This window comes from Amycolatopsis sp. DG1A-15b, assembly GCF_030285645.1.
Classification (GTDB): Bacteria; Actinomycetota; Actinomycetes; order Mycobacteriales; family Pseudonocardiaceae; genus Amycolatopsis.
Map to the genome: position 1 here is coordinate 1,167,312 of NZ_CP127296.1, position 14,383 is coordinate 1,181,694.

Consider the following 14,383-nt stretch of genomic DNA (forward strand, 5'->3'; position numbering starts at 1 on the left):
CCATGCGGCCATGGCGGTGCCCGGGTGCGGCCAGGCGCGTGCCGCTCGAGGTACGGAATTCGCACCGCATTCGAGGCGGGGCGTGGGATTGTGACAGATGTCGATGACCTTGACTGGTGTTTCGGCAAAAAGGACTCGTTCCGCCACGGCTGGAGATAACCTCTTGCCGATGAGTCGAGTGAATAATCATCCGTTTGGGGCTAGTGGTTGGTCACAGTCGCTCGTACCGTCGGTTCTCCTGGATATGTCGGGAAGCGCACTCTCGTTCTGAGGTTGTCAACGGGATACTTCGAATTGAGCTGCGCATTTATCTGTGGTCGCAAGTTTCGTAAATAATTGAAAAAGGGGGAGTAATGTTTGAGAAGTTCGCTTCGAAGATTGCTGGCATTGCTTGGCGTGTGCCTGTCCATGCTTGTTTCTGGTGTGGGGTTGGCTAATGCGAGCGATCGGCCTGTGGTAGTCAATTATCAACTCAAGGCCGATAGGCAAGCCAGGCTGCACTTTTTAAATTGAGAGCGGTGAGTAGTCGGACTGGGCAGGTGGTGGCTCCCTTCGCTGACCCGCCTGGCAATGGTTGCGACTATGGGGACATCAAGGGCAATATCGGCGCTCAATATAGCCCGGCGGCCCCTTAGTGTTCTGGAGACCACTGAAACGTTCTACAGTTCCAGTGTCATATGTACGCCCACTGTCCAGGGGCAGACGATGGATTATCTGTCCGACATTGCCAAGCTTTATATCGATAATACTGAGAGGGATACCGGCAATCTTGGCGAGTGTGATTATCCGGCAGTCAACCCGTGTGTCGCGCGCGGATCGGTCGGCCACTTCGCCTGCGCTGGTGAGCTCAACTGTTCGGGCTACTACCAGATAACTCACTATGTCGACATGCTGCTGCCAGAGGGTTGGTACTGGCCTGGGCCTGCGGGTTCCAACTGTTCACTCCTGGATCCGCGTGAGATTCTGTGCTACTGGAGCACGATAAGGGTGGTTATTCCGGCAATTCTGTGACGGGCGACCAGTCTGCGTGTCGAACGGGTTGCAGGGTCGACGTCGGCGCTGTCGACCTTGCAACCTTGAGACTCCTCGTCACTCCTCAGTTATCGCGCCGACGTCTTGGGTGATGGTCTCTCATGCGGCGGAGTTCGGTGTCGCCAATGCGCCTGGTCTCCTCGTCGTCGAGCGGGCCGTCAGACGCGCTGATAAGATCGAAATCCCTGACTGTCGGCACCCCTTCGTATTCGGCTGAAGTTTTGGTGCCGCGTTGCGTCAAATCCGCTGAGCGTAGTCCGGCGATTGACGGTACTGACAACCCCAGCTCGCTCAAGAGTTGCAGGACCTCACTGCCTTGATCAGCGATAGCCGCCTGCAAGATGTGGCCCGTCGTCACCAGGTCGGCGTTGGCTGATGCGCTGGTTCGTACTGCGGCGTCGAGTATGCGCCACAGGTCGGGCGCCAGTGCGAGAGGTTTCGATTTCGTGGTTTCTGTGCTCGGGGCTGCGGAAACGAGGCGTCGAAGAGGTTCGAGATTGACGCCTGCTTCAGTCAATTCAGTACCGGCGACGCTTTGCGGGTCATCGGCCAGGCCGAGGAGGAGGTGTGTGGGTCCGATGTCGTCGGCCGACATGCGCGTTGCATGTTTCGCAGCCTCCGCCAGGGCGCGATTCGCAGCCGCTGAAAGCTTCTCGAACATCAGTGCCTCCCAATCGACGTGACCGAGATGTGACACCTTTCTCGGTCCATCCGTTGACCAGTGTACGGAGAAGTCGTGATGTTACGTCGCTCAGGTCGAGAGCGTACCGCGCTGCGCCGGAACTGATGGGCGTAACATTTTCCGGGCCGGTGCCGAGGCTCGGTCCCCGCCCGGTGAGTCCGCATCTCGACCCTCTAGTGGATCACCCGGTACCAGTTCGGGCGCAGGCGTTCCAGCTCGATCGTGCCACCGCCGGGACGGTCGAACATCCGGACCCCGTCGCCGAGGAGCACCGGGACCGGCAGGGCGAGGATCTCGTCGAGGAGACCGGCTTCGAGGCACTGCCGGGCCACGTCGGCCCCGAGGACGTTGACGTACTTCTCCCCGGCCGCCTCCTTGGCCGCGGCGACCGCCGAAGCCAGGTCGCCGACGAAGGTGACGCCGGGAACCGGTGCCGGGGGCCGGTGGGTGAGCACGAACTGAGGCCCCTCCCAGCCACCCCCGAAGGCCTTGCCTTCGCCCGGGCCGCCGCGGTGCGGGTCGTCGCCGTCGTAGGTGCGGCGGCCCACCAGCAGGGCTCCGATGCGGGGGATCAGGGCGTCGACCTCCGGGTCGGGGTGCAGGTGTGGCGTCAACCAGGACATGTCGCCGCCCGGGCCGGCGAGGAAACCGTCGATCGAGCAGCTGAACGCGTAGAGCAACTTGGCCATGCCGGTACTGACGACCGGGACGCCGAAAGCTCATCGGTGCGGCGGGAACCGCGGCGGACGGCGCTCGTTCCAGCTCGCCAGCCCCTCCGCGAGCTCGGGACGGCCGAACGACTCGACCATCAGCTCCGTGGCCGAGCGGGCCGCCTCGGAAAGCGGCAGCAGCGCCTCCCGCGCGAACTGCTCCTTCATCACCGCCATCGATCGCGGTGCGCTGTACGTCGCCAGCTCCGTCGCGTACGCGTGCGCGCCCTCCGCCAACTCGCCGGGCGGGACCACCTCCTGGACCAGGCCGTAGTCCAGCGCCTGTTCCGCGGTGAACGTCCGCCCGGACAGCAGCAGGTCGCGGGCCCGGCCCTGGCCGACGAGTTCCGGGAGCAGCTTCGCGATGCCGTACTCGGCGATCAGGCCGCGGCGGGCGAACGCGGTGGTGAACTTCGCGCCGGCGGCCGCGAACCGGACGTCCGCCGAGCAGGCGATGACGAAGCCGAGGCCGGCGCAGCCGCCGTTGACCGCGGCGATCACCGGGACGCCCGCCGACGCCGCCGCCAGCACGTCCCGGAAGTTCTCCTCGACTGGGGGCCGCGCGGCGATCGTGCCGAGCAACCCCAGGTCGGCGCCGGGGCAGAAGGCCCGGCCCGCCCCCGTGACGACGACGGCGCGGACTTCCGGGTCGGCGTCGGCCTGCCGCAGCAAGGCGCCGTAGCGGGCCTGCATCGGCACGTCCATCGCGTTGCTGCGGTCCGGCTTGTCGAAGGTGCACGTCGCGACCGCGCCGTCCGCCTCGTACCGCACGCCATCCACAATGGACATCGCCGCCTCCTCGGGTCGGACACCATACTAAGCGGTCGCTTGGCCGAGAAGTCACGCCCGGAGCGGCGAGCGAGCGCCGAGTTCGAAATTATCGAACTCTTTGATTGTCCGGAAACCTCTGTGCCATAGTGCTTTCCGCCCGCACGTCGCCGCGCTGGAAGGGGCTCACCCGATGCCGGAAGCAGAACCGAACGGTCTCCGCAGACGGGTGGTGCTGGGCGGGGCCGGGGCCGCCGTCGCCGTGTCGGCCGTCGCGCCGGTCGCCCGGGCCGCCGACGTGCTCGCCCAGCCGGGGCCGGCGCGAGAAAGCGATTTCACCACCGGCTGGCGGTTCGCACTGGCCAATCCGGACGGCGTCACCGATCCCGGTGGCCGCTTCGCCGACGCCCCGAAGCCCGGCTTCGACGACTCGGCGTGGCAGCTCGTCGACCTCCCGCACGACTGGAGCATCGAGCTCCCGCCGACCGGCAAGGGCACCAGCAGCGGTTCCGGCTTCTTCCGCGGCGGGCTCGGCTGGTACCGCAAGACGTTCACGCTGCCGCCGTCGCTCGCGGGCAAACGCGTGTCGGTGGAGTTCGACGGCGTCTATTCGGACGCCCACGTGTACCTGAACGGCGAGCTGCTCGGCCACCACCCGTACGCCTACACCGGGTTCGCCTTCGACCTCACCGGCCGGCTGCACACCGACGGGCGGACGCCGGACGTCCTCGCCGTGCGCGCGACGAACCCGCTGCCCAGCAGCCGCTGGTACTCCGGCAGCGGGATCTACCGGCGCGTCCGCCTGGTGGTGACCGAGCCGGTGCACGTGGCCCGCCACGGCACGTTCGTCACCACGCCCGACATCGCCGCCGGCCGGGGCACGGTGCGGGTCGCCACCGACGTCGTCAACGACGCCGGCGCCCCGGTCACCGCGGAGGTGCGCACGACCGTCACCGACCCGGCGGGCCGCGTCGTGGCGACCGGCTCGACGACCGTGGCGGTACCCGGCGGGCGGACGGTGCCGGCGGTGACCGGGTTGCGCGTCGAGCGGCCCCAGCTGTGGTCGATCGGCGCACCCCGGCTGTACCGGCTGCGCACCGACGTCGTCGTCGCCGGGCGCGTGCTCGACACGACCACCGCGGACTTCGGCTTCCGCTACACCGAATTCCACCCGGATCACGGATTTTCGCTCAACGGCAAGCCGATGAAGCTGCGCGGCGTCAACCTGCACTCGAGCCAGGGTGCGCTCGGCGCGGTGATCGACCCGGCCGCGCTGGAGCACCAGATGCGGCTGATGCTCGCGATGGGCGTCAACGCGCTGCGGACCGCGCACAACCCGCCGGACCCGCAGCTGGTGACGGTCTGCGAACGGCTCGGGATCGTGATGATGGTCGAGGCGTTCGACTGCTGGCGGACCGGCAAGCTCGAGTACGACTACCACCGCGACTTCGACGAGTGGAGCGGGCGCGACATCGCCGAGATGGTCCACGCGGCCAAGAACTCGCCCGCCGTCGTGCTGTGGTCGATCGGCAACGAGGTGCCGGACGCGTCGATGGCGGGCGGCCCGCAGATCGCGGCGGACCTGATCGCCGTGGTCCGCGCGATCGACGCCACCCGGCCGATCGTCATGGGTTCGGACCGCTACCGCGGTGTGCCCGCGCCGGGCTCGCCGCAGGACCTCATCCTCAAGCAGCTCGACGGTCTCGGCGTCAACTACAACACCGCCCAGTCCATCGACGGGCTGCACAAGCAGTACCCGGACAAGTTCTTCTTCGAATCCGAGTCGTCGTCGGAGACTTCGACGCGCGGGGTCTACCAGGACCCGGACCTGCTCAACACCGGTGAGAACCACACCCCGGGCAAGCGGGCGACGTCGTCGTACGACAACAACCTCGCTTCGTGGACGTTCAGCGGCGAGTACTCGCTGAAGAAGGACCGCGACCGGAAGTTCTGCCAGGGCCAGTTCCTCTGGTCCGGGCAGGACTACCTCGGCGAGCCGACGCCGTACGACGTCTTCCCGGTCAAGACGTCCTTCTTCGGCGCGATCGACAGCGCCGGCCTGCCCAAGGACGCCTTCCACCTCTTCCGCAGCCAGTGGACCACCGCGCCGATGGTGCACCTGACCCCGATGGACTGGACGAACCACCGGCCCGGCGAACCCGTCGCGGTGTGGGTCTACTCCACTGTGGACACCGTCGAGCTGGTGCTGAACGGGAAGTCGCTGGGCGTCAAGAAGTTCGATCGCAAGACCACTGTGGACGGGCGGCCGTACCTGGAAACGAGCGAGCCGGCCGGTGACGACAAGAACGACCCGTCCGGCAGCTACACCAGCCCGAACGGCAGCACCGGCAAGCTGCACCTGACCTGGACCGTGCCCTTCGAACCCGGCACGCTGACCGCGATCGCCCGGGCCGGTGGCCGCGAGGTGGCGCGCGACCGGCTCGTCACGGCCGGGCCGCCGCGCGCGGTCAAGCTGAGCGTTGACGCGCCCGGTGGCGGCGTGGTGGCCGGGGCGATGACGTTCGTGACGGCTTCGGTCGTGGACGCCCACGGGGTCGTCGTGCCCGGTGACGGGCCGGTGCTGCGCTTCACCGTCGCCGGCCCCGGCCGGGTCGCCGGCGTCGACAACGGACGGCAGGAACTCGCCCAGAGCTACCAGCAGCCGGCGATCCCGGCGTTCAAGGGGCTGGCCGTCGCCGTCGTCGCGGCGACCGGCGGGCGGGGGCAGATCACCGTGACGGCGAGCGCCCCGGGCCTGACGCCGGGGAAGCTCACCTTGCCCGGCACGTCCCTCGGCCAGCGCAACGGCCCGGGAGCGCGCGCCGTCGAGACCCCCGTCGTCCCGGCCGCTTCGACGGTGGACGCGAGCTACTCGGGCGCCCCGGACACGCTGCCGGCCGCGATGCTGGACGGGAACCCGGCCACCGGCTGGTCCAACTACTACGTCAAACCGGCGACTTCGACGCTGAACGCGGTGAGCAGGCCGCGAGCCGAGGACTGGGTGTCCCTGACCTGGCCGTCGGCCCAGCGGATCAGCGCCATCACGGCGAACTTCGTCGTGGACGCGAAGCTGGGGCTGCCGGTCGCCGTCGAAGTCACCTGCCGCACCGCCCGGGGCTTCGAGCCGGTGCGGAACCTGCGGATCACGTGGGGGACCGGCTCGAACGACCCGACGTCGTTCGCATTCGATCCGGTCGTCACCACGGAAGTGCGGGTGACGATGACCGCGCGGACCTTCCTGCGGATCAGCGCGCTGCTGGCCCGGTGAGACGCGGGTCCGGCGGGGCGCACCCCCGCCGGACCCCGGTGTCACCGGCTGCAGGGCGCGAGCGCGTCGAGACCCTGCGGCTTGGCCGCGTTGCGGCCGATGGCGGTGGCGATCCGGTTGATCGTCGCCACGCGCTTGTCCTCGAGCGGGCCGAGGATGGCGTTCTGCACGAAGTTCGGGCCGCCCTGGCCGACGGTCGTCTGCAGGCGGTTGTTGGCTTCGGCGATCTGGGTGTTCAGCAGCTCGAGGTTGCGCTGCACCTCCGCCTGGGCCTGGGCGGGGATGGCCGGGAGCTTGCTTTCGACGTCGGGGCAGGAGATCTGGCCGACCCCGGCGTTGCCGGTGTTGCCGGTGTTCCCGTTCTGGCCGTTGTTGCCGCTCTGGCCGCCGTTGCCCGTGCCCTGAGCCGGCGCGGGAGCCGCCGCACCGGCACCGGCGCCCGTGCCGGACTGCCCGCCGACCGAGCACGTGGCCAGGCTGTCGAGGCCTTGCGGCTTCTCGGCCCGGCGCCCGATCGAGATGGCGATGCGGTCGATCGTGGACTTCCGCTTGTCCGCCAGCGGGCCCAGGATGGCGTTCTGCACGAAGTTCGGGCCGCCCTGGCCGACGGTCGTCTGCAGGCGGTTGTTGGCTTCGGCGATCTGGGTGTTCAGCAGGTCCAGGTTGCGTTGCACCTCGGCCTGGGCTTGTGCGGGGATGGCCGGGAGCTTGCTCGCCACGTCGGGACAGGTGATCTGGCCGGCCGCCGCCTGACCGCCCGAGGCGGCGTTGGCGGCGCCGGGGTCACCGAAGGTCGTGGCGATCACCAGCGCGCCGCCCGCGATCGCGAGGGCGAAGGCGCCCGTCGCGATCTTCGTCCGCCGGGATAGGCGGTGTCGTCCACCGGAAGCAGGCATGAATGACTCCGTTTTCGTGCGTGAGTTAGCGTGAACATATGGGTACTCCGCCGTGTTCGGGGGATACGGCGGGGTTCTCTGATGGGGCGGACCAATCTGGTCGCCGACGCCATGGTGGCCTCTGGACCAGGGGTTTGTCCAGTGTGATCCAGGCGAAAAAGAAGATATGAACCATTTCGAACCGGGGCACGTGTACCCCTGTGACGGCGGCATCTGGCTGCATTGTTTCTGTGCACGGGAATTGTCGTGCACGATTTCGGCGTGCCTGTGCGGGCTTGACGCGGGCCGCCGTGTCCTCCTAGCGTCGGCATACCGACCGGTCGGTGTCCAAAGGAGGTCACTGGATGAGCTGGTACGACGCGAAGCCTTGGCTCGCGAGCTACGACGAACGGGTGCGGGCCGCGGGGCCGGCGAAGCCGACGACGTTGCCCGAGTCGTTCCGCCGGGCCGTGGACCACGTCCCGGACCGGGCCGCGATCGCGTACTTCGACGCGCGGCTGACCTACCGCGAGGTCGACGAGCTCTCCGACGGCGTCGCGCGGTACCTGGCGGCCCACGGCTTCGCCCGCGGCGACCGGCTCGCCCTGGTGCTGCAGAACATCCCGCAGTTCGTCATCGCCCTGCTCGGCGCCTGGAAGGCCGGCGGGATCGTCGTGCCGGTCAACCCGATGTACCGCGAACGCGAGCTCACCCACGTGTTCACCGACGCCGGCGTCAAGGCGGTCGTCTGCTCGCAGCGCGGCTGGAACGCCTACATCGGCGAGACCGCGGCCGCGGGCGGCGTCGGCATCGCGCTCACCACCAGCGAACTCGAGTTCCAGACCCGCGACGACGAGCGCGTCCTGGCCAAGGTGGAAAAGGAGGAGACACCGGGCGCGACCGAGCTCCTCGAAGCCGCGGCGACACCGGGCCCGAAGCCGCCGGAACCCGGCTTCTCCCTCGACGACACCGCGCTGATCAGCTACACCTCCGGCACCAGCGGCACGCCGAAGGGCGCCACCAACACCCACGGCAACATCGGCACCAACGCCGCCGGCCTCGGCTCGTTCAGCGGCTTGCCCGCCGGGTCGACGCTCTTCGGGCTCGCGCCGCTGTTCCACATCACCGGCATGGTCTGCGAGCTCGGCTCCGCGATCGACATCGAGGGCACCCTGGCGCTGGCCTACCGCTTCGAGCCCGGGGTCGTGCTCGACGCGTTCCTCGAGCACCAGCCGTCGTACACGGTCGGGCCGTCCACGGCCTACATGGCGCTGATGGCGCACCCGTCGTTCAGCCGGGAGCACTTCGCCTCGTTCGCGCTGCTGTACTCCGGCGGCGCCGCGCTGCCGCCCGCCGTCGTCGAAGCCTTCCGGGCGAAGACCGGGCACTACATCCACAACGGCTACGGCCTCACCGAGACGACGGCGGGCTGCGTCGTCGTCCCCGGCACCCTCGAGGCGCCGATCGACCCGGAATCCGGGACCATCTCGATCGGCCTGCCGGTGCCGGACACGATCGTCCGGATCCTCGGCGAGAACGGCGAGGAACTGCCGCCCGGCCAGGCGGGCGAGATCGCCGTCGAGGGCCCGATGGTCGTCTCGGGCTACTGGAACCGGCCGGACGCCACCGCTGAGGCCCTGCCCGGCGGGCGGCTGCTCACCGGCGACATCGGTTTCATGGACGAGCGCGGCTGGGTCTACGTCGTCGACCGCAAGAAGGACATGATCAACGCGTCCGGCTTCAAGGTCTGGCCGCGCGAGGTCGAGGACGTGCTGTACACGCACCCGGCGGTCCGCGAGGCCGCCGTCGTCGGGATCGCCGACCCCTACCGCGGCGAGACGGTCAAGGCGTACGTCAGCCCGGCGCCCGGGGCGACCCCCGATCCCGCGGAGCTGGTCGCCTGGTGCCAGGAACGGCTCGCCGCCTACAAGTACCCGCGCACCGTCGAAGTCCTCGACGAGCTGCCGAAGACCACGAGCGGCAAGATCCTGCGCCGCGAGCTGCGGGCCCGGGGGTAGCGCGGTGATCGAAACGGTTCGCGGCGCGATCGCGCCGGAAGCGCTGGGCCGGGTGCTGATGCACGAGCACCTCTTCGTGCTCAGCCCCGAATTCGCCGAGAACTACCCGGAGCACGAAGGGTTCCGCGAGGACGAGCACGTCCCCGAAGCGATCCGGCGCCTGAAGGAGCTGAAAGAAGCCGGGATCGACACGATCGTCGACCCGACGGTGATCGGGCTCGGCCGCTACATCCCGCGCGTGCAGCGCGTCGCCGCCGAGGTCGACGTCAACATCGTCGTCGCGACCGGGCTCTACACCTACAACGACGTGCCCCACTACCTGCACTTCCGCGGGCCCGGCACGCTGCTGCAGGGCGAGGACCCGCTGATCGCGATGTTCGTCGGGGACCTCCGCGAAGGCATCGCGGGCACCGGCGTCAAGGCGGGCCTGCTCAAGTGCGCGACCGACGAGCCGGGGGTGACGCCGGGCGTCGAACGCGTGCTGCGCGCGGTGGCGAAGGCGCACGTCGAGACGGGCGCGCCGATCATGACCCACACGCACGCGGGCACGCGGCGCGGGCTGGAGCAGCAGGAGATCTTCGCGGCCGAAGGCGTCGACCTCACCCGGGTGCTGATCGGGCATTCGGGCGATTCGACGGACCTGGGGTACCTCACCGAGCTCGCCGACGCCGGCTCGCTGCTCGGGATGGACCGGTTCGGCCTGGACCTGCTGCTGCCGTTCGAGGAGCGGGTTAACACGGTCGCGGCGCTGTGCGAACGCGGGTACGCGGGCAGCATGGTGCTCTCGCACGACGCGTCCTGCTACATCGATTGGCTGCCCGCCGCGCAGCTGCCCACGATCGCGCCGAACTGGCACTACCTGCACATCACCCGGGACGTCCTGCCGGCGCTGCGGGAACGCGGGGTGTCCGAACCGGACATCACGACGATGCTCGTGGACAACCCGCGGCGGTTTCTGTCGTGGCGTTATCCTGATGCGTCCTGAGAGGGGGTACCGCGGTGACCCGAGCAAACACCCGCAAGCCGGGCGAGGCCACCGGCGACGACCAGGCCGCCGTGCCCCGGCGGCTGCTGGAACACGCCACGAAGCTGTTCGCCAAGAAGGGCTTCGACCGCACGTCCGTCCAGGAGATCGTCGAGGCGGCGGGCGTCACCAAGGGCGCGATGTACCACTACTTCGGCTCGAAGGACGACCTGCTCTACGAGATCTACGCGCGCGTCCTGCGTGAGCAGACCCGCCAGCTGGAGAGCGTGGCCTCGTCGGACGCGCCGCTGCGGGAGCGGCTGGCGGCCGCGGCGTCCGACGTCGTGGTGTCCAGCATCGACAACCTCGACGACAACACGATCTTCCTGCAGTCGATGCACCAGCTGTCCCCGGACAAGCAGAAGGCGGTGCGGGCGGAGCGGCGCAAGTACCACGAGCGGTTCCGCGGGCTGATCGAGGAGGGCCAGGCCTCGGGCGAGTTCCGCACGGACAAGCCGGCCGACGTGGTGGTGGACTTCTTCTTCGGGTCCGTGCACCACCTGGGGTCGTGGTACCGCCGGAGCGGCTCGCTGACGGCCCGCCAGATCGGCGACCACTACGCGGACCTGCTGCTCGACGCCCTGCGGCCGCCTGGTTAGTTCACGGGGTGACCGAGTACCCGCCGCTCCCCGTCGTCGACGACCTGACCGGACCGGAGCGGCAGCTGCTCGACGCCGCCCGGCACGGCCGTTCGCTCGCGGCCGACGCCCCGGTGCGGGCGCTCGTGCTGCGTGAACTGCTGCTCGGCCTCCGGGGCCCGGTGGACCCCCGCGGGGTGCGGGTGGAACGAACCCGGATCACCGGGGAGCTCGACCTCGACGACGTCGAGGCCGTTGCCGGGCTCGCGCTGGTGGACTGCGTGCTCGCCGAACCGATGAGTGCCCAGCACGCCCGGCTGCCGTGGCTGGACCTGTCCGGCAGCGAGCTGACCGGCGGCTCCGGGTGTGCGCTGGACGCCGAGGGCCTGCGGGTGGACGACCTGCGCCTGGCGGGCACCCGGATGGCCGGCTCCGGGGAGTACGGCGCGCTCTGCCTGCTGGACGCCCGGATCGCCGGCCGGACCCACCTCTCCGGCGCGGAGTTCACCGGCGCGAACGGGCCCGCGCTCTACCTCGACGGGCTGCGGTGCGGACAGCTGCGGGCCGTCGGCCTGCGGGCGACCGGGGCCGGCGAACTCGGTGCGGTCCGCCTGCTCGGCGCGCACGTCGACGGGCAAGCGGACTTCGGCGACGCGGAGATCACCAACGAGTCCGGGCCCGCGCTGAACGCCGACGGCCTGGTCGTCGAGGGTGATCTGCGCCTGATCGAGGCGACGGTGACCGGGGAACTCCGCCTGCTCGGCGCCCGGCTCGGGGAGGCCGACCTGACCGGGAGCACGCTGCGGGGCGGCGGCGGAACCGCGCTGGAAGCCGACCGGCTCCACACCGGGGAGCTGCGCCTCGCCGAGGTCACCGCCACCGGCTCCGGGGCGGCCACGATCAGCCTGACCGGCGCGCGGGTCGACGGGCAGTTCCTCTTCGACGGCGCCGTGGTCGTCAACGACGGCGGGCGCGCACTGAGCGCCGACGGCATCCGGGTCGGCGACACCCTCTCCGGCGAGGGCGTGCGGGCGTCGGGTTCGGGCGAGTACGGCGCCCTCTGCCTGATCGGTGCGCACGTCGGCGGGCACGTCGACCTCGAGCGCGCCGAGCTCGCCAACGACACCGGCGCGGCGCTGAGCGCCGACCGGCTCCGCGTCGACGGCTCCCTGCGCCTCGACGGGGTGACGGCGACGGGGTCCGGCGAGGTGGGCACGCTCCGCCTGCTCGGCGCCCGGATCGGCGGCCAGGCGACGATCGAGGACGCCCGGCTCACCAGCGACACCGGCCCGGCGTTCTACGCCGACGGGCTGCGCGTCGAGGACAACCTGTACCTCGCGGGGACGCACGCCACCGGCGCCGGCGATCGCGGGGCGATTCGGGCGCACGCGGCCGGAATCGGCGGGCAGCTGCTGGCCGAAGGCGCCGTGTGCGCGAACGGGTCGGGTCCCGCGCTGAGCGCCGACGACCTCCGCGTCGGCAACGAATTCGACCTCACCGGCCTGCGGGCGACGTGCTCGTCGGAGGTGGGCGCGGTGAGCCTGATGGGGGCGCGGGTCGACGGCAGGGTGACCTTCGACGGCGCCGAAGTCACCAACGACCGGGGACCGGCGGTGCTGGGCGACCGGTGCCGGGTCGGGGCGAGCCTGGCGCTGAGCGGGCTGCGGGCGACCGGTGCCGGCGGTTCCGCGACCGTCGGCTTGCTGGGCGCCCACGTCGGCGGCCGGCTGAGCTTCACCGGCGCGGAGATCGTCCACCGCGAGGGCGGGACGCTCGTGAGCCTCGAGGACACCGTGGTGGACGGGCCGGTCTTCTTCCCCGTCGAGGTGGTCGCCTCCGCCGGCCTGGTGTTCGTCGACGGGTTCCGGTTCGGCGCCCTCGAAGAGGTCACCTGGCGGGAGTGGCTGGAGCTGATCGGGTCGCGCACCGCGGGCTACCGCCCCGGGCCGTACCAGCGGCTGGCCGCGGCGGAACGCGCGCACGGGCACGACGGTCATGCCCGGGCCGTCCTCATCGCCCAGCAGCGGGACCTGCGGCGGCGGGCGCCCCAGGCGATCGGCGGGTGGCCGGCGCGGTGGTTCCACCGGCTGTGGGGGCTCTTCGCCGGGTACGGCTACCGGGCGCGGCGGGCGGCCGCCGCGCTGCTGTTCGCCGTGGTCGCCGCCGGGGGACTCGGGTTCTGGGCCGGGCACGTGGGCGACGGGAGCCACCGAGCCGCCGAGCGCGTCGCGACCTTCGAGGCACCGGTGGGCACGCCGTGCACGACGGTGGAGCTCATCGGCGTCGGGCTGGACCGCGGGCTGCCGCTGTCCCCGGGCGTGCGCGGGCGGTGCGACCTCGACACCGGCGTCGGCTCCGGCCAGGTGTTCACGGTGGCGATCTGGGTGGTCCAGGCCGCGATCTGGGCGCTGGCCACGCTCGCGCTGGTCGGCTACACCGGGCTGGTCCGCAAGCCGGCCGGTGCCTAGTGCCGCTGGAGGTGGTCCAGCAGCAGCGCGCTCACCTCGTCCGGGACCTCCATCGCCATCCACTGGCTGGCGCCCTCGATGATCTGGAAGCGGTACTCCGCGTCGATGTGGTGGACCGTCTGCTCGGCCGCGCTCTGGCTGAGGTACGGGTCCTCGCGGCCCCACAAGTACAGCGTCGGGACCTCGATGCGGCCCGCCGGGATGTCGAACTCGTCGTTCGTGGCTCCGCGGTACCAATTCAACGTCGCCGTCAGGGCGCCCGGTTCCGAAAGGCGCGTCACCGTGCCTTCGACGATTGCTTTCGGAATGCGGCGGTTGTAAACAGCCCGTAATTGCGCGGCTTCGTCGCGTAAGAGGAAATTCTCGGCTTTGCCGACCGCGCGCCGGAAGAAGCGGATGTAGCCGAGGTCGTGGAACTGGCCGTCGTCGGTGGCCACCGCGCGCTGGAGGGCGGACGGGTGGGGCGTCGAGAGCACCGTCAGGGACCGGAGGCGGTCCGGGTGGGCCGCGGCGAGGGCCCAGGCCACCATGCCGCCCCAGTCGCGGGCGACCAGGTGGAAGCGGTCCGCTCCCTGGCTGCCGGCGAACGCGAGGGCGTCGCCGACCAGGTGGTCGAGCGTGTAGTGCTCGACGCCTTCGGGGCGCGCGCCCGCCGCGTAGCCGCGCTGGTCGACGGCCAGCGCGCGGTAGCCGGCCTCGCCGAGGGCGTGGAGCTGCTCGGTCCAGGAGTCGGCGAACTCGGGCCAGCCGTGCAGCAGCAGGACGAGCTCACCCGAGGCGGGCCCGGCCGCGAGCGCGCTGTGGTGGTGACCGCCGATGCTGACGGTCAATCGTTCCAGCGCACCGGCGTCGGCCGACGCGACGGCTGTTTCCATGGCGCACAGGTTAGATCCGGGCGACGACAAGAACCATGGGAAGAAGGGCATTTTTGTCACCCTTTTACCCGTGAAGTGGCCTGGC

At 70.2% G+C, this 14,383-nt stretch carries 11 protein-coding genes; 6 read left to right on the forward strand and 5 right to left on the reverse strand.

The window, feature by feature from the left end; genetic code table 11:
• Positions 1 to 705 precede the first annotated feature (705 nt).
• Positions 706 to 1,011, forward strand: coding sequence for a hypothetical protein (locus tag QRY02_RS05410; protein WP_285990384.1), 306 nt, complete (start codon positions 706 to 708; stop codon positions 1,009 to 1,011).
• A gap of 85 nt (positions 1,012 to 1,096) precedes the next feature.
• On the opposite strand, the gene QRY02_RS05415 is transcribed toward QRY02_RS05410, so the two are convergent.
• The 3 genes from QRY02_RS05415 to QRY02_RS05425 form a co-directional block, all read right to left on the reverse strand.
• Positions 1,097 to 1,693, reverse strand: a complete 597-nt coding sequence (locus tag QRY02_RS05415; protein WP_285990385.1) for a Clp protease N-terminal domain-containing protein — start codon at positions 1,691 to 1,693, stop codon at positions 1,097 to 1,099.
• 194 nt (positions 1,694 to 1,887) lie between these two features.
• The gene (locus QRY02_RS05420) at positions 1,888 to 2,403 is read right to left on the reverse strand and encodes a dihydrofolate reductase family protein (RefSeq protein WP_285990386.1); all 516 of its coding nucleotides are present in this window, start codon (positions 2,401 to 2,403) and stop codon (positions 1,888 to 1,890) included.
• Positions 2,404 to 2,433: 30 nt separating this feature from the next.
• Positions 2,434 to 3,213 (reverse strand): enoyl-CoA hydratase-related protein, encoded by a 780-nt coding sequence (locus tag QRY02_RS05425; RefSeq protein ID WP_285990387.1) that lies wholly within the window; start codon positions 3,211 to 3,213, stop codon positions 2,434 to 2,436.
• Positions 3,214 to 3,385: 172 nt separating this feature from the next.
• Here QRY02_RS05425 and QRY02_RS05430 point away from each other — a divergent pair, with 172 nt between their 5' ends.
• A complete protein-coding gene (locus QRY02_RS05430; protein ID WP_285990388.1) occupies positions 3,386 to 6,460 on the forward strand; it encodes a glycoside hydrolase family 2 TIM barrel-domain containing protein in 3,075 nt (1,024 codons plus the stop codon).
• Positions 6,461 to 6,501: 41 nt separating this feature from the next.
• Here QRY02_RS05430 and QRY02_RS05435 read toward each other — a convergent pair whose 3' ends face one another.
• A complete protein-coding gene (locus tag QRY02_RS05435; protein WP_285990389.1) occupies positions 6,502 to 7,356 on the reverse strand; it encodes a hypothetical protein in 855 nt (284 codons plus the stop codon).
• A gap of 344 nt (positions 7,357 to 7,700) precedes the next feature.
• Between QRY02_RS05435 and QRY02_RS05440 the strand changes: the two genes are divergently transcribed.
• From QRY02_RS05440 to QRY02_RS05455, 4 genes are read left to right on the forward strand one after another with little or no spacing between them, the layout of a single operon-like run.
• The gene (locus QRY02_RS05440) at positions 7,701 to 9,353 is read left to right on the forward strand and encodes an AMP-binding protein (RefSeq protein WP_285990390.1); all 1,653 of its coding nucleotides are present in this window, start codon (positions 7,701 to 7,703) and stop codon (positions 9,351 to 9,353) included.
• A gap of 4 nt (positions 9,354 to 9,357) precedes the next feature.
• Complete coding sequence (locus QRY02_RS05445) at positions 9,358 to 10,338, forward strand: phosphotriesterase family protein (protein ID WP_285990391.1); 981 nt, start codon at positions 9,358 to 9,360, stop codon at positions 10,336 to 10,338.
• A gap of 14 nt (positions 10,339 to 10,352) precedes the next feature.
• A complete protein-coding gene (locus QRY02_RS05450) occupies positions 10,353 to 10,976 on the forward strand; it encodes a TetR/AcrR family transcriptional regulator (protein ID WP_285990392.1) in 624 nt (207 codons plus the stop codon).
• An 8-nt stretch (positions 10,977 to 10,984) separates the two neighbouring features.
• Complete coding sequence (locus QRY02_RS05455) at positions 10,985 to 13,423, forward strand: translocation/assembly module TamB domain-containing protein (RefSeq protein WP_285990393.1); 2,439 nt, start codon at positions 10,985 to 10,987, stop codon at positions 13,421 to 13,423.
• On the opposite strand, the gene QRY02_RS05460 is transcribed toward QRY02_RS05455, so the two are convergent.
• Positions 13,420 to 14,298, reverse strand: coding sequence for an alpha/beta fold hydrolase (locus QRY02_RS05460; protein ID WP_285990394.1), 879 nt, complete (start codon positions 14,296 to 14,298; stop codon positions 13,420 to 13,422). The genes QRY02_RS05455 and QRY02_RS05460 overlap by 4 nt on opposite strands.
• Between the last annotated feature and the right edge of the window lie 85 nt (positions 14,299 to 14,383).